This is a genomic window from Nonomuraea sp. B12E4, from assembly GCF_039871825.1.
Taxonomy (GTDB): Bacteria; Actinomycetota; Actinomycetes; order Streptosporangiales; family Streptosporangiaceae; genus Nonomuraea.
Genome location: NZ_JBDPME010000034.1, coordinates 55,219 through 79,337 on the forward strand (window position 1 = coordinate 55,219; position 24,119 = coordinate 79,337).

The 24,119-nt window shown below is 66.1% G+C and carries 22 protein-coding genes and 1 pseudogene; 12 read left to right on the forward strand and 11 right to left on the reverse strand.

The annotated features are described in order from the left end of the window. Nucleotides 1–26: 26 nt before the first annotated feature. Nucleotides 27–953, reverse strand: a complete 927-nt coding sequence (locus ABGB18_RS43020; RefSeq protein WP_347701465.1) for an aldolase/citrate lyase family protein — start codon at nt 951–953, stop codon at nt 27–29. Nucleotides 954–1,284: 331 nt separating this feature from the next. On the opposite strand from ABGB18_RS43020, the gene ABGB18_RS43025 reads away from it, so the two are divergent. Continuing rightward, a complete protein-coding gene (locus ABGB18_RS43025) occupies nt 1,285–4,242 on the forward strand; it encodes a family 20 glycosylhydrolase (RefSeq protein ID WP_347701466.1) in 2,958 nt (985 codons plus the stop codon). Between the two features lie 669 nt (nt 4,243–4,911). On the opposite strand, the gene ABGB18_RS43030 is transcribed toward ABGB18_RS43025, so the two are convergent. Then, on the reverse strand, nt 4,912–5,151 hold the full coding sequence (locus tag ABGB18_RS43030) for a hypothetical protein (RefSeq protein WP_347701467.1): 240 nt from the start codon (nt 5,149–5,151) through the stop codon (nt 4,912–4,914). A 628-nt stretch (nt 5,152–5,779) separates the two neighbouring features. Between ABGB18_RS43030 and ABGB18_RS43035 the strand changes: the two genes are divergently transcribed. Continuing rightward, complete coding sequence (locus ABGB18_RS43035) at nt 5,780–6,049, forward strand: hypothetical protein (RefSeq protein WP_347701468.1); 270 nt, start codon at nt 5,780–5,782, stop codon at nt 6,047–6,049. Nucleotides 6,050–7,171: 1,122 nt separating this feature from the next. Here ABGB18_RS43035 and ABGB18_RS43040 read toward each other — a convergent pair. Next, nucleotides 7,172–7,384, reverse strand: a complete 213-nt coding sequence (locus ABGB18_RS43040) for a hypothetical protein (protein WP_347701469.1) — start codon at nt 7,382–7,384, stop codon at nt 7,172–7,174. Between ABGB18_RS43040 and ABGB18_RS43045 the strand changes: the two genes are divergently transcribed. Further along, a complete protein-coding gene (locus ABGB18_RS43045; RefSeq protein WP_347701470.1) occupies nt 7,383–9,179 on the forward strand; it encodes a M14 family metallopeptidase in 1,797 nt (598 codons plus the stop codon). The two genes, ABGB18_RS43040 and ABGB18_RS43045, sit on opposite strands and share 2 nt — an antisense overlap. Nucleotides 9,180–9,358: 179 nt before the next feature. Here the strand turns inward: ABGB18_RS43045 and ABGB18_RS43050 are convergent, their stop codons facing one another. Both ABGB18_RS43050 and ABGB18_RS43055 read right to left on the reverse strand, forming a co-directional pair. Beyond that, entirely contained in the window at nt 9,359–9,763 is a 405-nt protein-coding gene (locus ABGB18_RS43050; RefSeq protein ID WP_347701471.1) for a hypothetical protein, read from the reverse strand. A 147-nt stretch (nt 9,764–9,910) separates the two neighbouring features. Beyond that, nucleotides 9,911–10,363 (reverse strand): helix-turn-helix domain-containing protein, encoded by a 453-nt coding sequence (locus ABGB18_RS43055; RefSeq protein WP_347701472.1) that lies wholly within the window; start codon nt 10,361–10,363, stop codon nt 9,911–9,913. An 89-nt stretch (nt 10,364–10,452) separates the two neighbouring features. Between ABGB18_RS43055 and ABGB18_RS43060 the strand changes: the two genes are divergently transcribed. Then, nucleotides 10,453–10,881, forward strand: a complete 429-nt coding sequence (locus ABGB18_RS43060; protein ID WP_347701473.1) for a dihydrofolate reductase family protein — start codon at nt 10,453–10,455, stop codon at nt 10,879–10,881. A 105-nt stretch (nt 10,882–10,986) separates the two neighbouring features. Next, complete coding sequence (locus tag ABGB18_RS43065; RefSeq protein WP_347701474.1) at nt 10,987–11,370, forward strand: TIGR03618 family F420-dependent PPOX class oxidoreductase; 384 nt, start codon at nt 10,987–10,989, stop codon at nt 11,368–11,370. Between the two features lie 54 nt (nt 11,371–11,424). Here the strand turns inward: ABGB18_RS43065 and ABGB18_RS43070 are convergent, their stop codons facing one another. Next, entirely contained in the window at nt 11,425–11,583 is a 159-nt protein-coding gene (locus ABGB18_RS43070) for a hypothetical protein (protein WP_347701475.1), read from the reverse strand. Then, nucleotides 11,559–11,993: pseudogene (locus ABGB18_RS43075) on the reverse strand (Glu/Leu/Phe/Val dehydrogenase dimerization domain-containing protein); the annotation flags it as partial. The pseudogene ABGB18_RS43075 and the gene ABGB18_RS43070, both read right to left, overlap by 25 nt. 145 nt (nt 11,994–12,138) lie before the next feature. Between ABGB18_RS43075 and ABGB18_RS43080 the strand changes: the two are divergent. The 7 genes from ABGB18_RS43080 to ABGB18_RS43110 all read left to right on the forward strand — a co-directional run bounded on the left by ABGB18_RS43080 (nt 12,139) and on the right by ABGB18_RS43110 (nt 17,771). After that, nucleotides 12,139–12,993 carry a transporter substrate-binding domain-containing protein gene (locus ABGB18_RS43080; protein WP_347701476.1) on the forward strand — a complete coding sequence of 285 codons (855 nt, stop codon included), beginning with the start codon at nt 12,139–12,141 and terminating at the stop codon, nt 12,991–12,993. 4 nt (nt 12,994–12,997) lie between these two features. After that, a complete protein-coding gene (locus tag ABGB18_RS43085; RefSeq protein ID WP_347701477.1) occupies nt 12,998–13,675 on the forward strand; it encodes an amino acid ABC transporter permease in 678 nt (225 codons plus the stop codon). Continuing rightward, nucleotides 13,672–14,400 (forward strand): amino acid ABC transporter ATP-binding protein, encoded by a 729-nt coding sequence (locus ABGB18_RS43090; RefSeq protein ID WP_347701478.1) that lies wholly within the window; start codon nt 13,672–13,674, stop codon nt 14,398–14,400. Before ABGB18_RS43085 ends, ABGB18_RS43090 begins: the two co-directional genes overlap by 4 nt. Next, on the forward strand, nt 14,400–15,347 hold the full coding sequence (locus ABGB18_RS43095) for an arginine deiminase family protein (protein WP_347701479.1): 948 nt from the start codon (nt 14,400–14,402) through the stop codon (nt 15,345–15,347). Before ABGB18_RS43090 ends, ABGB18_RS43095 begins: the two co-directional genes overlap by 1 nt. 194 nt (nt 15,348–15,541) lie before the next feature. Continuing rightward, nucleotides 15,542–15,952 (forward strand): hypothetical protein, encoded by a 411-nt coding sequence (locus tag ABGB18_RS43100; protein WP_347701480.1) that lies wholly within the window; start codon nt 15,542–15,544, stop codon nt 15,950–15,952. A 438-nt stretch (nt 15,953–16,390) separates the two neighbouring features. Further along, nucleotides 16,391–16,759, forward strand: coding sequence for a peptidase inhibitor family I36 protein (locus ABGB18_RS43105; RefSeq protein ID WP_347701481.1), 369 nt, complete (start codon nt 16,391–16,393; stop codon nt 16,757–16,759). Between the two features lie 76 nt (nt 16,760–16,835). Further along, the gene (locus tag ABGB18_RS43110) at nt 16,836–17,771 is read left to right on the forward strand and encodes a hypothetical protein (RefSeq protein ID WP_347701482.1); all 936 of its coding nucleotides are present in this window, start codon (nt 16,836–16,838) and stop codon (nt 17,769–17,771) included. Nucleotides 17,772–17,966: 195 nt separating this feature from the next. Here the strand turns inward: ABGB18_RS43110 and ABGB18_RS43115 are convergent, their stop codons facing one another. From ABGB18_RS43115 to ABGB18_RS43130, 4 genes are all read right to left on the reverse strand, one after another. Then, the gene (locus tag ABGB18_RS43115; protein ID WP_347701483.1) at nt 17,967–18,395 is read right to left on the reverse strand and encodes a hypothetical protein; all 429 of its coding nucleotides are present in this window, start codon (nt 18,393–18,395) and stop codon (nt 17,967–17,969) included. Nucleotides 18,396–18,642: 247 nt separating this feature from the next. Continuing rightward, a complete protein-coding gene (locus tag ABGB18_RS43120; RefSeq protein ID WP_347701484.1) occupies nt 18,643–19,218 on the reverse strand; it encodes a glycoside hydrolase family 95-like protein in 576 nt (191 codons plus the stop codon). Nucleotides 19,219–19,300: 82 nt separating this feature from the next. Then, nucleotides 19,301–20,581, reverse strand: a complete 1,281-nt coding sequence (locus ABGB18_RS43125) for a transposase (RefSeq protein WP_347701485.1) — start codon at nt 20,579–20,581, stop codon at nt 19,301–19,303. 1,871 nt (nt 20,582–22,452) lie between these two features. Then, complete coding sequence (locus ABGB18_RS43130; protein WP_347701486.1) at nt 22,453–23,796, reverse strand: hypothetical protein; 1,344 nt, start codon at nt 23,794–23,796, stop codon at nt 22,453–22,455. Nucleotides 23,797–24,119: the final 323 nt, after the last annotated feature.

The window sequence follows — 24,119 nt, forward strand, 5'->3', positions numbered from 1 at the left end:
CTGAGCCGCCACGGCCGCATCACAGCTCAGTACGAAGCGCGCGCCCCATCGTCCGGATCGTGGATGAAGGTGGTCGCGAGGGCCTCGGAGGCACGTGCGACGAGGGCGACGTCGGCGCCGACGAGCACGAAGCGCGCCCCGGCGTCCACGTACGCCCGTGCCGCCCGCGGGTCGAAGGCGTTGACGCCGGCGGGCTTCCCCGCCGTCGCGACGCCGTCGAAGGCGCGGTGGACGGCGGCGACGACGTCCGGGTGCGTCTGCTGCCCCAGGACGCCCATGGAGGCCGCGAGGTCGCTCGGGCCGACGAAGACGCCGTCGATGCCGGGGGTCGCCGCGATCGGCTCCGCGGCCGCGGCGCCCTCGGCCGTCTCGATCTGCACGAACACGGAGACGTGGTCGGCGGCGTTCTGGAGGTAGCCGTCGACGCGGTTCCAGCGGGCGGAGCGGGCGAGGGCGCTCCCGACGCCGTGTCCTCCGTGACGCGGAACCCGAGGTCCTGGTAGTGGCGGACGGCCTTGGGCACGTCGGGCGTGACCTGGTTGAAGTGGTCGAGGCGACGAGGGCGCCGGGCGTGTAGAGGTCGTAACGCCAGGCGAGGCGCTCGACGTGCTCGACGGCGTAGAAGAACTCGTACGGGAACCCGAGTGGGTCCTCCACGCGTACGGAGTCACCGATGCCCTTGACGAACCCTCTTCCCGGCGCTCGACGCGGCAGCCCAGCTCCGTGTAGAAGGCGACGGCCTTGTCGAGGTACTCGGGGGTGCGGACCCGATACGAGAACGCCGCGACGGCGGCGACGGGCCCCTTGCGCAACACGAGGTTGTGGTGGATGAACTCCTCCACCACCGCGCACGGCCGCGAGCCCCGCCGCCGGGCCCCGCTGTCGGCGTTGGTCGTCTTCGCGGCTGCTACGCGACACCCGGCCTCCCGGTATAGACCGGTTGGCGGGCCCACGCTCCTCGTCGTTGCCAATCCGATACTCGGCGGTATAGACCGAATCGCGCTGCCTGTTTAAGCTGACCGAAGATCCCTATAAAAGGGATATATCCGCCGTCCTGGCCACCAACCGGTACAGACCAGTCGCCCCCCAAGGACAAGGAGGCGGTAATCGAGTCGAGCGAGCGGACCGCCGGGACGGTCGCCCTCCAGGCCGCGTTGCACCCCCCAGCACCGATCTGACACCTGCACGGACGCTCCCACCTCGAGCGGGTGGACCGGACATGCCAACCAATGCCCGAATGCGACCTGTGCTGGAGGTATGCGGCACCCCGATGTAAGGAGTGACGTGCAGTTCTCGTTCTTATCGCCGAAACGCGAGCGGAAGCATGGCGGAGGCCATCGGCCCCGCGCGGTCTCCGCTCTGACGATCGGCACGCTTCTGGCCACCTTTCTCGTCCCGCTGACGGTCGGGCGGGCATTCGCCGACACGCCCACGACGTCCGCCGATCCCTCCGCTTCCGAGAGCGTCAACCTCGCCCTCCTGCCGGGTACGGTCGCCTCCGCCAAGTCCCAACGCATGACCCGGCCCGAGGCGACGTACGCGCCCGCCAACGCCATCGACGTCTTCGTCCACAACGGTTGGACCTCGAACTATGCGTCGGCCGGGGACGGCTATGACCCGACTCAGGACTGGTTCCAGGTCAAGCTGGCCAAGCCCGCCCCGGTCTACGAGGTGTTCAGCCTCTGGACGTCGCCGGCCAAGCCGACGGAGTACGACTTACAGGTCGCCACGGACGCCGACTGCCAGACATGGACGACGGTCGCCCACGTGGTGAATCCGAGCGACAAGGACTCCCAGGTGATCGACCGCGAGGACCCGATCTCCTGCGTCCGGATGCAGGCCCTGGCCACGAATTCCAGGACCGGATACACGATCAACGAATTCGAGCTATGGTCCGGCCCCAAGCCGGCGCCGGTCGTGGGCCAGATCATTCCCGTGCCGGTGCGGCAGACGCCCGGCACCGGTCAGCCGTGGGAGCTCACGGGTGAATCCCGGATCGTGGTCTCCGACGATGACCTCGCTGCCACGGCCGAGGTTCTGGCGGGCTATCTGCGGCCGGCCACCGGATACAACCTCCCCGTGGTGACGGGTTCTGCCACCGCCGCCGACATCGCCCTCGCCCTCGCGTCAGTTCCCGGCCTTCCCCAGGGCAACGAGGTCGCCGCGGCCGAAGGCTATTCCCTCACGGTGTCGAGCGCGGGGGTGAAGGTCGCGGCCCCGAAGGCGCACGGCCTGTTCAACGGCTTCCAGACCCTTCGGCAGTTGTTGCCGGCGGCGAGCAACTCGCCCACGATCGGCACGGGGCCATGGACGGCCAAGCCCATAACGGTCGTGGACTACCCGCGATATGCGCATCGAGGTCTCCAACTCGACCCCGCCCGTAACTTCCTGACGGTGGCCGAGACCAGGTCCATGATCGACCAACTGGCGGCGTTGAAGGGCGACCGGCTGCACCTTCACCTGAGCGACTCCCAGTCCTGGCGCCTTGAGATCAAGGGCTACCCGGCGCTGGACGGCAGAGGGTGCAACGGAACGGGCTGTCTCGCGGGTTTCTACACGCAGGAGGACTTCAAGGGCTTGGTCGAGTACGCGGCCGACCGGTTCATCGAGATCGTCCCCGAACTGGAGGGCCCGGCCCATGCCACGGCGGCGGTCGCGGCCCTGGGCGGCCTGGCGGTCATGGGTTGCCAAGGCCAGACCCAGACCGACCGGTTCTGCACCGATCCGAAGGACCCGGCCAGTGGGCGGGCCCTCGCATTCTGGAAGGACGCGATCGCGCAGCTTGCCGCGATCTCCCCCGCACCGATCATCCACATCGGCGGGGACGAGGCCATCGGGATGCGCCACGAGGACTACATGTGGTGGATCCGGCAGATGGAGATCATCGTCAACGACAACGGCAAGCGGATGATGGGCTGGAACCCGGCGCTGGAAGGGTACGCACCGGATTCCACCTCCATCAACCACTACTGGTCCGACTACACCGGCGGTGGGCCGCCTCTCATCAAGCCCGAGTGGTTCAACCATGGCCGGGACGTCATCGTGACCCCGGAATACAACGCCTACCTCGACTTCGGATATGACGGATCCCCCGGTAGAACGCCGCGGACGGAGCTTCTCCAGTCCTACTCGTGGGACCCGGAATGGGTGTACGAGAAGTACCGGTCGGTCTGGGCCCAACCCGCCTACGGCGGGCCGAAGGCCGAGGACATCATCGGTATCGAGGCGCCCATCTGGGGCGAGCAGATGCGCGGGCTGGCCACGAACGAGTACATGGTCTTCCCGCGCCTGGCCGGAATCCTGGAAAAGGCCTGGTCCCCCAAAACCCTCACCCAGGACTACGACGCGTATCGGCAGCGGCTGAGCGTGGCGGGACCCCGGTGGGCGTTCGCGAACGTGAATTTCGGCACCATATCCCAGGTCACCTGGAGCACGGAGGCGATGGGAACGGTCGCCCGTTTCGGCGTGGACAGGACCCTGAGCGATGCGCCGCTGGCGCGTATGACCGCCGGCTCGATTCCGCCCGGTGAATTCTCGGCCGTCATCGATTGGGGCGACGGATCCCCGACGGAGCCGGCCGGCATCACGGGACGCGATTACCTGGCGAGCCAACGGCAGGGCAGGAGCCTGATGTCGGTCAGCGGGAGCCACTCCTATCCGGCGGACCAGGAATACCGCGGAACCGTCACCTACCGACATCAGGACCAGACCTGGGCCGTACCGTTCATCGCGACCGGCGTCCCGTCCTGCACAAAGACGATCACCGGGACGCACCAGGGCCCGGTGACCGTCTCCTCGGGTGTCACGTGCCTCGATGACGCGACGGTCACCGGACCCGTGACCGTGCGTACAGGTGCCGGGCTCTACGCGTCCGGGTCCGAAGTGCGCGGCCCGCTGACGGCGTCCGGGGCCCTCGACGTTCTGCTGTGCGGTACCACCCTGTCCGGGCCGGCCACCCTGACCAGCGGGAAGCGGGTCTGGCTCGGCAACCGCAACGGGAACTGCGCACCGGCCACGATCAAGGGCCCGGTGAGCGTCACCGGCACGACGGGTCAGGTGACGATCGACGGCACGACCGTGGGCGGCCCGCTCGTCCTGCGGAACAACACGGCGCCGACGATCCTCGCCGGCAACCACATCGGCGGGCCACTGTCGTGCACGGGGAACTCGCCCGCGCCGACCGACGCCGGCCGGCCGAACACCGCGTCCGGCCCGAAGTCGGGGCAGTGCGCCGGGCTGTAGCCGTACGAAATGACCGGCCGCGTGTGAGACCCGGTAGGTGAACGTCGGCCACGGCGGCCCTTTCACGTACGTGAGACGGGGAGGGCCGCCGCGACCGGTCACGCACAGGCAGCCGTTCAGGTTTGGGGTCGCCGCAGGCCCGCCATGCCGCCGCCGATCGCCATCCCGGTAGCCCGACCGGCGAGGCAGGCGACGTCCGCCCACGACCTCGTCCGGGGAGCTGGTTCAAGGCCCTGTGTCACTGGCGGTACTTGGCTGCGGAGCAGCGTCTTCGCCGGTGGAGTGATCGACGGCAGTCCCGTTCCAGGGCTGTGCCGAGCAGCGCTTGGGTGTCGCTGACATTGGTCTGGTGAATTCGGAGGTGTCCGCGGCCGGGGAGGGCGTGCGCTCGATTCGGCGGCGAAGGGCCTCGTTGTGCTGGGCGACCGGTGCGTTGACCAGGGCCGGGTTACTGGCGTCGCCGTGGACGAAGGCCAGGCGGTTGTCGGTGAGAGCCGAGTCGAGATGGGCCAGGTTGCCGGATGCCGTCAGTTTATCGAGTTCGGTCGGCCTGATTTATCGTGTTTCGCGAGCGGCGTGCGTATGTCGTGGAATCCGATGGACCGGCGCCAAGGTGAGCTGAATGTTCAAGCCCATTTGATTCGCATTTGCCGGGCGCCTATTTCGTGATTAGTCCCAGGTGCTGTCGTCGGTGGTGGCGTTGGGCGCGTCCCAGGTGCTGTCGTCCAGGTTGGAGGGGGTGTCCCAGGTGCTGTCGGAGCTGGTGACGCTGCTGGAGGCGCGGTCCCAGGTGCTGTCGGCGGAGGCGGGGGCGGCGTTCAGGGTGAAGATTCCGGCGATGATTCCGGTGCCGATGACGAGCGAGAAGCGGGAGACGCGGCGGGCCTTGGCGGAAGCGGTGAGGTTCATTTCTTCGGTCCCTTTGTGAGTTGTTTGTGTTTCGTTCTCGCACAACCAACTCTGCGCTTTCGGCAATCGCCAAACCAGACGAATGGGAGGCAGTAAGCTGCCCCGGGGCTTCCGCTTCCTGCCAACGGCTGCTCCCTGGGCACCGCACGGAGGCGCACAGCGCCCCGGACCTGGGGCTTCGCGAGAAGTCGAGGGGCCGCACACGCCGGTCTCCGTGGCCGGGAAACGCGAAAAAGCTGACAGCGGTCGCCACCTGACACGCGGCAGAGCGGAGAGCGCGCCCACGCTGGTTCCCGAACAGCGCGGCAGGTCTTCGTGACGGCCGCTCTTCTCGGCCGTTGCATCGAGTATCTCGAACCCGCCGATGTCGATCTTCGACAGCGGCGGCCGGACCCTTAACCATCCTGACCCGCTTTCGCTGACGCGGCCCCTTTCCTCCCCGGAGTGGTAATAGATGATCATTATCCGGGGGGAGAAACGCGCCGGGCGCCGGGAGAAAAAACTACACCCGCGCACATGCGGTGAGCTGCGTAAACGTTCGTGATCTGCCACTGTGCTCATCGTCAGACCTCGCGCCCCACCAGGGGTGTGGGCATCCCCCTTCTTGGCTTCGCAAAGGTAGGAATGCGTGAACGTAGAGGCACAGCTCCTCGACTTGATCATGCGCCTCCGGGCGCTCGAGACACGTGCGCGTACCGGTGACGACGTCACGACCACAGCCATGATCGGTACAGCCCTGGTGCTGGCGGAGCTCGCCGGCCTCCGTGCCGAGATGAGACAGGATCTCGCCGCGTTCGGCGACGAGCTTGCCGGCCTTCGACGGCACATGAACGACCACCTGTCAGCCGTCCGCGCCGAGCTGCCGCAGAGACTCGGCGTTCCCCCAAGCGGAGCGTAGCGGCCCAGTAATCGGCCGGTCGTCACACGGAAAACGGCCCGGTCAGAGGCTTCCTGCGCACATGAAGCCTCAGCCCGGGCCCCAACCCTTCGAATCACGCCGATCCGGTCAGCCCGGCGACGGCGGCCCCGGCTGTCCCGTCGTCACCGCCGGCGATTTCGCACACTGATCACGAGTGCCGTGCTCCTTGTTGGTCCGCGTCCTGAATGATCGTCTTGCCGGGCGTACGGCGGCCGCGAGCGAAGGCTGAGGCCGCCGGGTTCCCCAGTTACGAGAGCATGCGACGGGTTTCGCCAGGAAGCTGTCGACCAGCCCCGCCGCCTACCAACGCCGGTTCGGCACGTCCCTCCGTGCCAACGCGGGTTAGTCGCGGATCTGAGGGGTCACGCCCGATACTCCCGTGGATCGTGTTTTTCGTACGCTTCACTTTCTGCTTCCCCGCCCCACTCGCCTGCGGTCAGTCGGTAAATAGCCGATATCGAGCGGACGGCAAATCTCTGCCGGGAGACATCCCGCCAAGATCGGACCTGAGAGCATCATGGGAATCATCGGCTCCGCATTCCGTAAATTGCACCAGGGCGTGATCGGAAGCGGTTGCCCGGCGAATCCCGGCGCCGAAACCCACCGCCATGCGGGGTAACGGGTGCACCGCCATCGCGCGCGTCGTCGAAAACAGCGACCAGACTCGTCATCGCGGCTCCGTATCGTAGAGACGCCGCCCCGGACACCGCGGGGAAGTCGCCGCGAGAGGCCGCGACGCTCGTGTCCGTCCGCGCAGAGTCGGCGTTGGCGGTGCCTGACGATGAACGACGCCGGCGGGGCGGTCGCCTCGACGTCACCGACCAACGCCGAGGGCCTGCGGGTGCCGTCGGCCGGTCCGCCGGTCGCCGAGCCGGGCCGAAGGACACGGCGCGAACCAGCAGAAACACCCCAGAACAAGGATTGATGTACCAGTTTGGAAGGCTTCGATCTTTACAGGTGGAAAATGGTGGATTACGTTGATCAGTGGAATTACCCGTTGGGTGGCGCCCCCGACATAGAACGTGATTGCCATGCCTCCGGCCGGTGAGGCATTCACCAAGGTGACGACAGGAGATTTGCCGTGGGTTCCTCCGACAACTCTCAATTATCGCCAGGCGAACAAGACGCGTCCTCCCACGATCCGTCGATTCCGCATTCACAGCGGGTGGCGCGCCGCTCACGGCGGCGTATGAAGCGCACGCTCCCGACATTGGTGGCCCTGATGGTGGGTGCCGCCGTCGTCATTGCCAATGCGCCCAGGTGGGAAACAGACGGCACCACCGCATTCGGCGACACGCTGGTGTCCTCGGCCATGAAGCGCACCATCGGCCTGCAGCCGGCCACGGACCCGGGTCCCTTCCCCGAGAGCGTCACACCGACGACTCCCACGATCACGATCGCCGGCGCGCGTGACGGGCAGAGCACCTTCGACGTCGTCAAGTACCCCCAGGTACAGCCGAAGAAGCCCGGGCAGATGGACTTCGACCACTTCCACACCGGGATAGAGATCCAGTGGTGGCTGAAGAAGTGGGCCCACGACCATCCTGATCTGGTCGACCTGTACGTCGTCGGGGAGAGCTTCAGTGGTCAGCCGATCTACCAGGTGACGATCACGAACAAGTCCACCGGTGCCGACACCGACAAGCCGGCCGCCTTCTTCGAAGGAAACCGGCACTCCGGCGAGACGTCCTCGGCCGAGAGTTCGCTGTGGCTCGCGCACCACCTGATCACGCAGGCCGGCAAGGACCGGAAGGTCGACGAACTGCTGGCCGAGAAGGCCTTCTACATCCGGCCGGTGAACAACCCGGACGGGCACGACCTGTACCTCTACACCGCCCAGACGAACCGGTCGTCGGTGCGGCCGCAGGACAACGACGGCGACGGCAAGCTCGACGACGACTCTGGCGAGGACCTCAACAAGGACGGATACCTGAGCCAGATGCGTCAGTACGTCGGCGCGGGCAAGGGAACGCACGTGATCGACGAACGTGACCCGGCCAAGAATGTCATGCTCAACGTCGGCGCCGGTAAGGGCGACTACCTGATGTTCTCCGAGGGGGTCGACAGCGACGGCGACGGTGGTTCCAACGAGGACGGTGTCGGCGGCCTCGACCTGCACCGCAACTACCCCTACAACTGGCACGTGATGCCGGAGAACGACCAGACGGGGCGCAACCTGACCCAGGGCGGTGCCGGCGCGTACCCGTTGTCGGAGCCGGAGACCCGCCACGTGTACACCTGGCTGATGTCGCACACGAACATCGGCGTGGTGAACAGCATGGACACGCGGGTGCCCATGCACCTTCGGGGGCCCTCGACCTGTGACCCGAAGGAATGCATGTACCCGAGCGACCGCAAACTGTACGAGCACTTCGACAAGGCGGGCGCCGGGTTCACCGGCTACCGGTACACCGGCAGCGTCTACATCGACTACGCCACCCGCAACGGTGGTGACCCCGAGCCGCTGTTCGGCCACGGGCCCGACTTCGGCTACTTCCAGTACGGCGCGATCTGGTACGGCGACGAACTGTGGAACGGTGGCGACTTCAAGGATTACGACGGCGACGACAGGTTCTCCGACTGGGAGCGGTCGCGGTGGTGCGCCGAGAACGGTCGTACCAACTGCTTCCTGCCGTGGACCACGGTCCAGCACCCCACTCTGGGCGAGGTCGAGGTCGGCGGAATCAACCCCAAGTTCTGGTCGCAGAACCCGTCCGCGGATCTGATCGGTCAGTGGGCCGCGAACCAGGCGCACTTCAACCTCTACCTGTCCGAGTCGCTTCCGCAGGTGAGGCTCTCCCAGGTGAAGGTGAAGACGCTCAGGGGCGGCCAGAGTGACGGTGCGACCCACGAGATCGCGGCCACCGTCACGAACACGGGCCGCATCCCCACCGCGCTGGAGCAGGCGAAGGAGATCAAGATCGTCGCCCCTGACACCGTCGAGGTCGACGGTGCGAGGGTCGTCAGTGAAGATCCCGAGTTCTACCTGGACGGCGGGAAGTCGCAGAAGGTGACGCTCCGGGTGACCAAGGGCGACGCCGACACGGTCAAGGTGAACGCCGTCAGCGTTCGCGGCGGCCTGTCATCGGCGACGGTACGTCTGAGCTGATCCTCTGGCATCGTTCCCGTCTCACGCTCGCGTGGGGCGGGAACGATGTCGTGTCGCCGGTGCATGCTCGCCCTCCGGCCATCGCCGGGTCGGCCTGGGGTTCCGTCACCTCGGGCTCCGTGAATACCGTCCAGGCCGGCGGTTCCGACCTGGGCGCATCCACCAGTCGCCACGTCTCATCAAGCGGCGTCGAGGGCCTCGGTGATCTTGCGGGCCATCTCGGCCATGGTGGGGCTGTGCTCGCCCTTCTGGCGCCGGGCGGCAGCGTCGATGGCGACGTTGACGGTGCGGCGGAAGTTGTCGGCCTCGGCCGGGTATTGCTGCTTGAGCAGGCTGATGGATGCGGTCAGGGCGGGCAGCACTTGGTCGGCGAGTGCGGCTACGGTCTTGCCGTACTTCACGCCCTTGGGCGCCTTGGTGAGGACGTGCCCCACCAGGCCGGTGGCGGAGGTCAGGGCGATGGAGCCTTCGGTGGCGGCCTTGTGAGCCGAGCCGGCGGCGCCGGCGGCGGACATCAGGGAGACGGCGCCCCACGCGGCGGTCCGCAGGGTGAGCTTGTCCTGGTCGGTAAGGGTGATCGACATGGTGGTGTGCTCCTTCGGACTGTTACGAGATTTGTCTGAACGGACAGGCTCTGAACCGCTCACGTATCCACCATCGCCGACCACGCTGATACCGGCCCGTCACCGTCCTGACGCGGCCGCTGACACCGGCGTTGCCCAAGGTCACGGTCAGACGGCCGCGCCTGGGCCTGGGAGCGGGTCGATGTCGCCGGCGTGCATCGGTTCGCCGCAGTGGGCGCAGCGCAGATCGACATGGCTGATCTCGCCACATGCGTGATGGCGGTAGAGCACCGGCGGCCCGGCCTCGCCCGCGAGCCACCTGTCCCCCCAGCCGGCCATGACCATGAGCAGGTCGACCAGCTCGGCACCCTTCGTCGTCAGGCGGTACTCGTGGCGCGGGCGGTTGTCGTAGGGATGGCGCTCCAGCACGCCCTGGTCGATGAGGTGGTTGAGCCGCTCGGTCAGCACCTTGCGCGAGATCCCGAGATCGGCCTGGAGCTGGTCGAAGCGGCTTATACCAACCCACACGTCACGCAGGATCAGGGGCGACCACGGCTCCCCGATCACGTCGATGGTGCGCGCGATGGAGCAGGCCATCTCCCCGAAATTCGTGCGTTGCATGCCACCAGTCTAGCAATTGGAGTTCCCTTAAGGAACTCAGAGTGCTACAGTCTTGGAGTCTCTTGAAGGAACTCTGTAAGGTTGTGCAGATGAGCAAGGTCATCAGCGCCCACGCCGCACGCGTGGGTGCGGTCGTGGCAGGGCGCGACACCTACGAGCACTCCGACCGTTTCGGAGGCGGCAGCCCGCACCCGAGGGCCCGGCTGTTCGTCCTGAGCCATCGGCCGGCCCCGGAGATGACCGATCGGCAGACCCTCATCACCACCGGCATCGAGGACGCGGTCGCGGCGGCTCGCGAGGCCGCCGACGGCAGGGACGTCGGCCTCATGGGGGGCGGCGTGGCGACCCAGGCCTTGCAAGCAGGGCTCGTCGACGAGGTGATCCTCCACCAGGTGCCGGTCCTGCTCGGCGGCGGCCGTCCCTTCTTCCAGGCACTGCCCGAGCACGTACGCCTGCGCCTGGTCGAGGCCGTCCCGGCGCCGGGCGTCACCCATCTCCACTACGAGGTCGAGCGCTGACCCGGCGGTCCCGCCCTGATCCCCCCGCCGACGCTGGGCACTTTCCCGGCCTTCGATGGCCCCACCGCACCACTCACCCGCAACCCCGCACATGAGGTGAAGAAGATGCTCAACCCCGACGTACGCCGCGCCCTCGACGGAACCTCGCTGGCCCACCTGGCCACCGTCCTGCCGGACGGCTCGCCCCACACTGTCCCGCTCTGGGTCGGCACCCATGGCGACCACGTCGTCTTCCTCACGGGTCCGCACTCGCGCAAGGCCCGCAACCTACACCGCGACCCGCGGGTAGCGCTCTCCTTGACGCCCGCCGACAACCCGTTTGAGCCCATCATTGTCCGAGGCCGCGTGATCGAATGGCTCGAAGGTGACACGGCCTGGGAGATCATCGACCAGATTTCAACGAAGTACATCGGCCGGCCGTACTCCCGAGATGAGGAACGCGTCGTCGCCGTCGTCGAACCCGAACGGCAGACCGTCGGCCGCGGCTGAGCCGCCTTGCCGCCTCCTTCAGGAGATACGGCGCACCCGCCCCGGTTCGGGATCTCACCGCACCGGCTCGGGAGCGAGGGGTGGGCCGCCGGGGAGGCCACCCGAGTCGCGCCAGGTGGCCAGGAATTCCTCCGCCACGGTGCACGAGCCCGCGAACGGGCCGCCAGGATGCTCCAGGGCCATGGCGGTCAGCCGGCCGACCCGCTCTTCCACCAGAGCACGCGCCGAGGCGGCATCGGAGACCTGGCGCGCCCGTTCGGCGAGGTAGCCGATCGTGGCACCGGTCTCCGCGGCGACGACCACGCCCAGGCCGTCACCATGGTGTCCACCAGCTCCCCGCCGACCTCTTGGTGCATCACCGAGTCGGTACGGTAGTCGGGCAGCGGAGCGAAGTCCTGCGTACGCGTGCCCAGATCCGAGGCCGTGAGGAAGGTGCCCTTCTCGACCAGCGGGGTGATCTCCTCGCAGTAGCGGGCCACGGTGGCCGCCCGGTCCTCGGCCTTGGCCCGCAGCACGGCCTTGGCGCCGCCGATCGGTTCGCCGAGCACGGCCAGCTTGTACGTCATCGCCCGCGCTTGCCGACCAATCTCGACGCGAACCGGTCCCATGTCCATGGCCGGAGGCGGGCGAACTCCTGATGATCGATGCGCAAGACCGTGCCGGTTTCATCCCAGTCACGACCAAATCATCCGCGCCTGGCGTCTTTCGGGCCGAATCGTTAAGTTGTTCGGAGCTTTATTCGTGTTCCCTACCCCCGAGGTCCTTGTGTTGAAGAGAGTCGCGGCCGTACTCGGTTGTCTGCTCGCCGTGTCCATCGCCACCTCGGCATGCTCGATCAGAACCACCAGCGGGTCCGACGACGGTTCCACGGGCGGCGGCTCCCTGCCGGCGTCCAGCATCGCCGCGGCGAAGTCGCGCGGCACGCTCGTCGTCGGTACCTCGCCGGGATATCTCCCGTTCGACATGAAGGACACCAAGGGTGACTTCGTCGGGTACGACATGGACCTGGCTCGGGCGATGGCCAAGTCGATGGGGGTCAAGGTCGAGTTCAAGCAGTACGACTTCGCCGCGTTGATCCCTGCGTTGAAGCAGGGCTCGGTGGACGTCGCCATCGCCGGCTTCTCGATCACCGGTGAGCGGGCGCTGGAGATCAGCTACAGCGAGCCGTACTATGCGGCCGGCCAGTCGATGCTGGTCCCGGCGTCGGACGGCACCACCAAGTCCTGGCAGGACGTGGACGTCGCGGGTAAGCGGATCGGCGTGTCGCAGGGTACGACCGGCGCGATGCTCGCGCACAACCTGTTCAAGCACGCCACCGTCGCCGACTACGAGAACCTGCCCGCCACCACCCTGGCGCTGTCCCAGCAGAAGGTCGACGCGATCGTCTACGACCAGCCGGGCCTGCAGATTTCCGCCAAGCAGAACCCGGGCAAAGTGCGGATCCTGCCCGATCGGCTCTCCACCGAGAACCTCGGCATCGTGCTGAAGCACAACGACATCGCCAGCGTGCAGTGGGTCAACTCCTTCCTCGACTCCTATCTGGGTTCCGGCGACGAGAAGTTGTCTCGGGACACCTGGTTCAACTCGGTGGCCTGGTTCGACCAGATGCAGCAGTCGAAGTAGCCCGATGCCACACTTCGAGATCGTCATTGACACCGAGCTGATCCGGCAGACCTGGAAGCTGTTCGCGGCCGGGCTGTGGGTCACCCTGCAGGTGTCGTTCTTCGCGCTGTTGATCGCGGTTCCGCTCGGCGTGCTGCTCGGCCTCGGCCGGGTCTCGCGCAACCGGGTGGTACGCGGGGTGTGCATGGCGTACGTGGAGTTCGTACGCGGCATCCCGCTGATCGTGCTGCTGCTGTGGATCTACTTCGGGGTGGGCAACCTGCTGCCGCTGGGCGGCGAGAAGCCGGCCGCGATCTACACGTTGGGCCTGTTCTCCGCCGCGTTCGTCGCCGAGATCGTCCGCTCGGGTGTCCAAGCCGTACCGCGCGGCCAGACCGAGGCGGCCCGCTCGTCCGGCATGACGTACCTGCAGGCCATGCGGTACGTGGTGCTGCCGCAGGCGCTGCGCACCACGCTGCCGCCGCTGGCCGGCCAGTTCATCATCCTGATCAAGGACTCGTCGCTGGTGTCGATCATCTCGGTCAACGACCTGACGCTGGTGGCGAAGAACCTGGTCGCGAGTACGGCGAAGTCGATGGAGATCTACACCGCGCTGGCCGTGCTGTACTTCGTGCTCACCTTCGTGCTGGCGCGGCTGGTCCGGCTGTTGGAGAAGAGGTACGCGCAGGGAGGGCACGCGTGATCAGTGTCAAGGGCGTCAGCAAGAGCTTCGGCAAGCACACCGTGCTGTCCGGCATCGACCTGACCGTGCCCGAGAAACAGACGTACGCGCTGATCGGGCCGTCCGGCGCCGGCAAGAGCACGCTGATCCGGACACTCAACGCATTGGAGAGCATCGACGAGGGCGAGATCATCGTCGACGGGGTGCCCGTACACGACAAGAAGACCGACCTCGACGGCCTGCGCAGTCGGATCGGTTTCGTCTTCCAGTCCTTCAACCTGTACCCCCACCTCACCGCTCTGCAGAACGTGTCGCTCGCGCCGCGCAAGGTGAGCCGGAAGCCGGCGGCCGCGGCGGACGAGCGCAGCGCCGAACTGCTGGGCTCACTGGGGCTCGACGACAAGCTCAACGCGTACCCGGGGCAGTTGTCCGGCGGGCAGCAGCAGCGGGTCGCGATCGCGCGCTCGCTCGCGATGGACCCGACCGTGATGCTGTTCGACGAGCCCACCTCGGCGCTCGACCCGGAAATGATCAAAGAGGTCCTGGACGCGATCCGCAAGCTGGCCGACTCCGGCATGACGATGGTGATCGTGACGCACGAGATGGGCTTCGCCCGCGAGGTGTGCGACGCCGTCGTGTTCATGGCCGAGGGCCGGATCGTCGAGGTGGCACCACCCGACAGGTTCTTCACCGCGCCGGCCTCGGACCGTGCCCGGGACTTCCTCGGAAAGGTACTGAACCACTGATGACGACAGTGCAGGGGGAACGCTGGTTCCCCGATGAGGCGACCTTCGCTGATGAGATGCCGGCCCTCTGGGGCGACTGGTACTGCGACTCCGAGTGCGGCACGCTGCGCTCCGTGCTGCTGCACCGGCCCGGCCCGGAGGTCGAGGGGATCGGCCCGGACAACTTCGCGCGGTACCGGTTCCGGGCGCCGTTCGACGCGCCCGCGGCGCGGGCCGAACAGGACGCGCTGGCCGACCTGTACCGCTCGAACGGCATCGAGGTCCACTACGTGCAGGGGCAGCGCGAGGACCGCCCCAACGCCATGTACCTGCGCGACCTGATGCTGATGACCCCCGAGGGCGCGATCGTGTGCCGCCCTGGGATCCCGGCCCGCCGCGGGGAGGAACGCGCCGTGGCCGCCACGCTCGCCAACCTCGGCGTGCCGATCCTCAAGACCATCAACGGCGACGGGTACTTCGAGGGTGCCTGCGCGACGTGGCTGGACCGGGACACGGTGATCCTCGGCCACGGCAGCCGGTCCAACGACTCCGGCTGCGCGCAGGTCGAGCGTGAGCTGCGCAACATCGGTGTGTCCGACATCATCCACACCCAGATCCCGTACGGCTCGATCCACCTCGACGGGTTCCTCAACGTGGTCGGCCGCGACACCGTCGTCACGTTCCCGTGGCACCTGGCGTACGACACGGCGCGGGAGCTGCTGGACCGCGGCTACCGGATCCTGGAGGCGACCGACATCGACGAGGTGAAGGGCGGTATGGCGCTCAACGGCGTCGCGCTGGCGCCCGGACGGATCGTCATGCCGGCCGGCAACCCGAACACCCGGGCGCTGTTCGAGGACGCCGGTATCGAGGTACTCGAACTGCCGATGGACCACATCATGGCCGGCTGGGGCTCGATGCACTGCCAGACGGCCTTCCTGCGCCGGGACCCGATCGAGCGCGGGTAGCGACGCCCGTCCCCGCCGGCCGGCGGGGACGGCTGAGCCGCCTTCCCCCACCGGTATGTGCCGGCTCACCGCCGCGCCCGAAGGCCCGCGGCCGGGACGCGGTCTTCTCGCAGGGGGCCAGGTATGCGAGGAGGCTGGAGCTCCGCTGGGCAAACTCACGGCTGCACCCCGGTACGTGGACCAGCTCGGCCGCCATGGCCGCCCTCGGTGAGGACGATGACGTCCTTGTCCTGGAGTTCGTCAGAAGCGGGCTCGCAGCCGCCGCCGAAGAGCAGGACGACCGTACGACGCTGACCGGTCTCGCGGTCACCGGCACCCCCGCCATGAGAGCCGCCGCTCAGGACGCTCTCGACGGCGGGTGGCCCGGCGTCATCGAGTTCCTCAACGACCCGGACTACCCCGAACGAGCCGCCGAAGAACGAGAGCAGGTCGGCCGGATCCTCGCTGATGCCCGCGGCGCCGGCAACACGGAGATCGATAAAGCGGCGAACATCGCCCTGCGCTCGGACGATCCGGACGCCCTCAAGGAGTTCCTGGAGGTGAGGCGCAACACCGCTTACACGATCGGCATCCGGTCGACCCGTCCGGACCCGTCGACGATATAGCCCTGGTTGTTCCCGACCCGGCGAATCCGACAGAACTGCTTGAAGTCACCGTGCGTGGCGTCGGCCGCTGGCTGGACTGACCCTGTCACCATCCACATAGCCTCTACCGGCCGGCCATGGCCACCCCGCCCGTCACCACCTGACCCACTCCGCGCCTGAATGGACACCACGAAGCGGGATCGTTGGATAGGCCCCGGCGGGGTGGAAACGCGGAGGAAACAGGGGATCGCGTTGAATCGCTTGTATACGCAGAGCCCAGAAAGTATGGGGGCTGCGCATACGTCTGATGCGCCGATGTCGGGTAGCGTGGCGAGTGTCCGGCGATAGGGGTCCAATCGGGGCGTGAAGCCAAGTGAATCGCGGGCTGGTCCGGCCCTGTCCTGAGTGCATCGGTAATGACAAGTGCCGTGGCGAAAGAAACGAATTGGAGTACGACACGTGAAGCGTAAGACCACTCTCACCGTAGGCGCTGTGTTGCTGAGCGCCGCTACCCTGTTCGGATCGAGCGCCACGGCGCAGGCCAGCTCGGCCGCCACGCCATGCGGCACGTTCTGCCTGTTCCAGCATGACGAACACAACTTCTGGGGCGGGGAATACGTGTTGTTCTGGCCGGACGGCACCTGTAAGAACGTGGATGGCCCCATGAACAACAGCGCGAGCTCGATGATCAATGACACGAGTCGGACCGTAAGGCTCTATAACAGCGCCAATTGCGCGGGCGCGGTGGGCTACACCGCCAAGCCCAACAGCGAGGACGAAGACTTCAGCAACAACGGTTTCGACAATAAGGCGAGCTCCATCAGATAGTCGCACGGGTTGGGGGCGGAGTGTGCGTCCGGCGCCATCGTCGCCGCACTCCGCCCATGTCTGATAGGAGCTCAACGTGACTGTTCGGCTGACGGGCGGGGTGCTGGCACTCGTCATCGCGGCCGGCGGCTGCTCGGCGGTCACGGCGGAATCCCCCTCTCAACCGGGCCGGACGGCAGCGTCTGCTGTACATGTTCCGCTCCCAGGCGAAGAGGCTCAGCAGCTGGTCGTCCCCTTCGACGCCTACAACTTCTCCCCGGCCGAAATCATGACGATCGAGGCCGCGGAGGATCTCCTCATCCGTGACTGCATGCGCGGCCAGGGGATGGAGTGGAGCGTTGTGCCCCTCCCGGCCGAGGAGGACATCGAACCGCAGAACCGCCGCCGCTACGGCGTCATCGAACCGCAGATCGGCCGCCTTTTCGGCTACCATACGCCCTTCGACCGGCCATCGGTAGCGCAGTACAACGCGGCACGGGACGACCGAATGAAGCAACTGTCGCCTGCGGCGCGACGGGCTGCCTACGGTAATCCCGCCGAGGATGCGGACGGCTGCTCGCAGAAAGCTCGTGAGCATGTTTCGAAGGACACCCGAAACATTGACGCGTCCTTGTTCAACTCCCTCATCAGCCAGACGTTCGACGAATCTCGGCGCGACGGAGATGTTGGAGTGGCATTTCACGCATGGAGCGCATGCATGAGGGAGAGGGGGTTTCGTTACCCGGACCCGCTCGCGGCCGTCACCGACGAACGGTGGATGAGCACCGGGAGTCCCTCCCGCCAGGAGATCACGGCGGCGGCGACAGACGTGCGGTGCAAAGAGGAAACCGATCTCGTCTCGATCTGGGCCGCGGCGGAGAAACGCATTCAGCAAGACGCCATTCGCGCGCACGCGGCGTACTTCCGGGCACTCGGGATCAACAAGGATCGGCAACTCGGGGCCTCCCGCCGAGTCCTCGCACGCGCCACTCAACTCGAGGATGGCGCCGGCATCGGTGGTCAGCACGAGTGAGAGTGAGGATTCGGGGCGGTCCTGACCGGCGGCGGCCATGAGAAGGCGTCTGAAGTGCGGAGAGCTGGAATCGCACCGAGTCGAATATGCCCATTAATGGGCGATATGTGGCGCACTCAGTAGGCGCGGCTGGGCGGGGAGGCCGTCCGCACCCGCCTTGGCCGGCGGGTACGGACGGCTCTCACACCGGAGTCCCTAGCTGCAGTGGACTCTGCTTAGCACGCGCTTGGTCCCGACGATCCAACCGGAGACATCGATGCACTTGTGCGGTGCCGAGACATAGACCGGGCCCGCGTAGCGCGAGAACTGCCCGTAGTCGTGGTCGGCCCTGGTTCCGTCGGAGACGCTGATGAGCACCGACTTGTAGGTTTTGTGGTTGTAGGTGGCACCGTAGCCGTAGGCGAGGGCGCAGTTCTTGCCGGTTTTGGAGCTGTAATACACCTCCAGGGTGCCCTTCCGAGCACCGGTCTTGGGGATGGCGTAGACGCCGACCCGGCCGTAGCCGCTCCCGCAGGGGCTGGCGGCCGCGGCCGTGCTGGCGCTGGCCGCCGTCGCTCCGGTCACGAGACCGCCGGCGACCATCACCACTCCGGAGAGTACTGCGAGCTTGCTCCGAGTGCGCATATATGTCCTTTCGCTGGGGGTCACTGTCCCCGCCAGAACCCGAGGCTCCCTGGCGGTGAACGGGTGATCGTGATCGCATGGGCACGCTCCGAGAAGCAGCGGAGTAGTTCACCTGACCCCGATGGCCCGGCCCAACCGCCGAACGGCCAGGACGCCTGCCAGCCCGGCGACTCGATCGAGGCGTCACTTTACCAACATCCGTAAAGAGTCGTTTTGGGGCCCCAGAATCAGGATCGCGCGAAAGCGATCACCATGGCGGGAAATCGCGGCGCGATACTGCGGAAGGACGGAAAGAACGGGTCGAGCGCGGCCACGAAAGCCTCGGGGCCGGGCCGCGTTCGCGTGCCTCATCCCGATCGACGTGCTCGCCCGCCACTTGGAGCACGTCACCGTCACCGACCCACCGACCTCGGCTCTCGTTCTGCCTGATCAGGACGCCGGCCTGAGTCGGTAGGTCGCGTGCTGCCTGGTGTCGAACTCCACGACGGCCGGTTCGGGCCGTTCCACGCGCGTGTGGCCGGCGCCGCCCACCGCCATGGGCACCGCGGCGGATCCTGACGCGCCGGCCGAGGTCGGCCCGGACAGTGGCCTCGAGGAGGGCGCCGGCCCTCCACTCGACGCCGACCTCGAACCCGCCCCGGGCCCGCAGGCCGGACACCCGCCCGTCCGGCCAGGCCGCGGGCAGCGCGGGGAGCAGGCGCAGCTCTCCACCGTGGCTCTGCAGCAGCATCTCGGTGATCCCGGAGACACCGCCGAAGTTGCCGTCGATCTGGAACGGTGGGTGCAGGTCGAACAGGTTGGGAGCATCCTGATCTGTAAGCATTCAGGCCGAGTGCATTCCGGTGCTGGGTGATCGCGGGATGTGATCGTCTTCGGGTGTGGGGCGCTGCTGATTGTGGCGGGAATCAGGCCGGCTGGTTGTTGGTGGCGGGAATGCGCAGGTCGTGGGCGAAGCGCAGCACGTCGGCCTCGCGGTCGCGCAGGACCTCCAGCAGGACGCGGCCGATTGGCTGGGTGACGGTCTTGGCCGCACCGGGGATCCGGCGCACCTCGGACAAGCCGATACGGACGCCGTGCCGGAAACTATTGATCCACATCGCCTTCGTGCCCACGTCCATGCCGTCCTTACCCTGCTCGCGGGCGAGGTTGGCGGCGTGGATCAGGCCGCGCAACGCGGTCTGGATCTGCCGCGGCCAGGCGGCCCCGGGATGCGTTTCGGCGCAGTCCTCAAGATCGCGAAGGAGATGAGCCGCGCACAGCTGATGATCACGCTCGCCGAGCTCAGGCGAGTCGTAGTTCTGGTAGCGGTCATGCACGATGACGCCGCTCAGATCGGCGATGATGAACTTCTTGAAGCTGGCCAGGGTGCGCTCGCCGAGCATGTACCAGGTGTAGCGGTCGGTGCAGGCGACCAGCAGATACCTCTTGGCCTTCGCCGCGCCCACCCGGATCGGTGTCTCATCGCAGCACACCACGTACGCCAAGGTGAGCAGCGTGCGGATGCGCAGGTTGGTCTGCTCCACCGCCTGGGCCGCGCGGGCGATCATGCCGTGCACGAACCCCGCCGACGGTGCAGCACCGGTCAGCGAAGCGACCAGCTCGGCGCAGCGGTGCACCGGAATCGCGTGGGCCACCATCAGATACACACACCACGCCTGCAGGTTGATGCCCAGGCTGACCGGCGCGGCCGGTACCCCTTGCGGTCGCGTGGCGGCGTGCACCTTCCCGCATCTGCACGCCACGGTGTGCAGGTCGTGCTGGATCCTGGTGGCCGTCATCAACGGCACCTCGATCTGCTGGTGGCGTGCCGTAACGCCCAGATCGACGGCCCCGGCCAGGTCCGCGCCGCAGCCGCACGTCCCGGCAGGGAAATGCTCGACACGCTCGTCTGGATCGTCCGACCAGGCCAGATGCGTGCCCGGCGCGCCGGACTGCTTGCCCGGGCGACGCTTCACGCCGCCCTTAGCGGGCTTGGCGGGCTTGGCCTTCGGCTGCGGCTTGCCCGGCAGATCGTCACCGGAGGACGGCATTCCCGAGTTTCCGCTGTTGCGCGAGATCAACCGCTCCAACCGAGTGACCCGCTCACGCAGTTCGCCGTTCTCCTGCTCCAACGCGGTGACCCGCCCGGCCAGAGCACCCGCAAGAGCAATCAGCTCCTCGCGCGACAGCTCCTCCAGGCCAGACACCCGACGATCTCACCACGCCCGGCCGAGATGATCAAAGTCACACGATGTGACGAGACCAGAGCATCTGTCACTTATTGCGCACAGGCTGAATGTCTACCGCAGAAGTCGAAGCCTCTGCAAACCTGGTAGGAGAGGCCGGAGAGTTCCTCGCCCCATCCGATTACTTGCCTTGGTTGTTCGATGCCAGGAATATCACGTCGGGAGGAATGCGCAGTCGCCGCGCGAGATGATCTGCGCATTGGGCAAAGAACGGACCAGCCAGCCAGAGGTTCGGGCTTGCCTCGATGAACTACGAGAACTGTCCGAACATTATCGCGAACCAAGGGGCCGGACGACTTACTCGGTTAGGCACCGAATGCTTGGCATGAACCTCCGGGTCATAGCCCCTGGAGGGCACGATCATCTAGACCCCCGAATCCGCGCGCGGGCACATACCCGACAACCCGGGGAGCAAGCCCCAACCCCTCGCGGGTCCTCGTCCGCTCTGCACACTCTGGTCATCATCGTGCTGACTCCGCGCACGCGGGGGTGGCCTCCTTGCTCACCGGATGTCTGCCCCAGGTCGTGCTCGCCCCGACTGTACGAGTAGCGGCTTTGCTGTCGGGTTCGATGCTCGACCAGCCGGAAGGCGATCCCGGTCAGCGTCATTCGCACGGTATACGAGCCAGGTCCAGCAGCGCATACTCGGTCGGCGTGTCAGCGGTTCTTGAAAAGAGCATGGGAGCATTGTTGCTGACGGAGCCGCCGATTTGGATGTCGGCATCGGCGGACTCATCTGCCTGCAGGCCTCCCGGGGCTCGCAAAACCCCGTGCTTACGGGTGCAATGATCATAGATCAGGATGCTCCTTCCCAGGGTTCCGGGGCGGTGTCCGCCAAAGATGGCGACACTGGAGGAGTCGCCGCCTTCCGCGAGGGCAAAGAACCCAAACCTCCGGGCTTCGAGGCCATACCCTATGTACGTAGCGGGAACGAGAACTGATCCGCCTCCGTCCGCACGCCGCACGACCGTCTGGGAAGTGCCGGCTTCCTGCGTTGCGGACCTCCCGACGCACCATGTCGGAGCACATCGCAGACGTCCCTCGGGATCGCCGCCCGCGGCTAGTGTTTCGCCCGTCACGATATTCAGGATGGTCCTACGGCCGTCGTATGCCCACGGCCACTCCGAGATTCGGTAGCCTTCAACTACGCTTATTTCCTTGACGGCTCCGCCTTCGATTGGAGCAAGAAATGCCTCACGTTCATTCCAAAGAATCACAGATTCTCCGGACACTGAAATATGGCCATCTCTGAAATTAGCCACTTCCGGAAGGCGTGCTAGCTTAGTAATAGCGCCGCCTGTCGCGGGCATTGTCCAAAGCTCGCTCTGCGGACGCCCACTATACCCGGTCCGCGCTATCCAATAAACGCGCGATTCGTGTAACAGTATCTTTTCTATGTGATGATAGCGCGCATCTCGAGGAACCTGAGCAAGGGCACGGTGGCGCATCAGCCTATGATCGTATTCTATGAGAACGGGATGTAAGTCCTCGGTCGCCATAAGGACCTTGCTGGCGTTTATTAAAACCAGCGGTTCGACTTTCCCCATGCCTTTTAAATGGGCGGGTGCCTTAATAAATGATGCAGGCCACACGTCGATTGCGGGAGACGGGTATGGTGCTGCCACCCTCGAGGGCGAGTCGCTGCGCTGGCCACCGTGTGCACTGCAACCCGTACCAGCGCAGAGCGATCCAACCGCGACAGCCGTCACTATGGTTCTAGTCATGGAGAACCTCAATGCTTCCTCCTAAAATATTGATCGGTGCGCCATAAGGTCCGGGGTGCGCGCCGAAAGGGGTGCGCACCCCGGACCTCTGACATGAGGTCGTTAAGTCTACGTTAGCGGGACCCGGCCTCGAAGGTTTGACAGGCCGGTGCACTTACCGGGGGTCGGAGTGAGCCAGCCAATGAAAAGAAATTCGTCGTACGCTCTCTCGACCTGACAGGTGAATTCGTGCCGGATCACTCCTGGGCTTAGGTAGTGTTTCCCTTCTGGCTTGCCGTTGCTGTTTGTGCCCTTATACATGAAGTCGAAGTTTAAGTCCCCGATCATTGCCTGCCGATAGCGGGTGATCTTGCAATTATCGCCGCTCGCGTTGTTGAACACGCATTCCGCCCGAACGAGATTGCGCTCGTCCTCGACTGTCAGTCTTGTGGAATCGGAATCCTTGGCGACCTTGTAGTCGCTGCACTTTTCCTCGGCTTCTGGGTTGATCAGCACGCCCGCGCCTACCTCTCCCCACTTGAAGGGGGAGATGTTCGCGGAGATTGTGCCAGATATATCAACGTTGACCCTCTTTGAGAGAAAGCAAGCTGCCCCGCTGATGCCGATCTTGGTAGATTTGTCCTTGGCCAAGGCCTTCGCGAAGGCGCTCCCCCACCCGTATCCTGAGTTCTTTCCCGGATAGAGCGTGGCCTTCTGCATGAAGGCATTCTTCTGCGCGTCGGGTTTGGACAGGCTCCACAACGCGCGCGCTGGAGTGGTTCCCTCACTTTCCTGTTCCGACCAGTAGGACTGCATGGTGGTCCGGAAGAACCAGCCCTTCGCCCCTAGGTTGTCCTCGACCTCGCAAAACATCCGTGTCTTGGCCGCCTGACAGCGTCCCGTCCCGGATGGGCCTTGGGACCCGTTCCCGCTGCAGCTGCTCGAAACTGCTGCCTGGCTGTTGAGTCGTACCGCGGCAGCGCAGCTTCCGCCATCCCCACCTCCTGGGGCCTCGCACACCTCCTCTATTGTGCCGTCGGGATGGACCATGCCGGAGCAGGGGTCGTGCCCGTCGGAGGTGTCTTCGTAGTTCGGCAGCGGCGCGTCGATGATGGTCAGATCTCCGCAGCGATCATGCACGAAGATGGAGAGTGTGGATTCGATGCCCTCCACCGTGCCGGTGGTTCCAGCGGCGGTCTGCGTTCGGGTCGTGGTTGTGCGTGCGGTGGAGCCGCCTGTTTCCGTCCACGTTCGCTTCACATCGGCAAATACCTGAACCCGGCCATCCGGCGTGGCCTGCACCACACTGTTGCGTATTTCAACTGCTGAGCCGCTGCGGGTTACGCCGGCCTGCTGCATCACCTCCCGCTGGTGCACCAGTGCGGCGTTGAGCAATGAGAGCTTGGCAGTGTTGGGATCGTCGGGAGCAACCCCGGAGGCATCCCAGATGGTGGCCGCTCGCCCTTCGAGCACGGCATCTTGGGCCTGGAAGTAGGCCTTAACCCGATCGACGTAAGTCTGAGCGCCTCCGGTCGTCGCCGCCGAGCGGGCCCTCGTCTCCGGGTGTGGTTCTAGAACACAAGCATCCGGTTCTGGAGGCGGAGGGATGGCCTTGGTGGTGGCCGTAGTGGACTCCCAGCCGCTGACCCCAAACGCGGTTTTCGCCCTCTGAGGTGCCCCTGATCTTCCGGACACAGTGCCAAGTAGGGTGCTGACTGGTCTGGAAGGAAGGGTTCGTGGCGGGGAAGAACTATTCAGAGGAGTTCAAGGACGAGGTCGTCAAGGCCGTCTTGGAC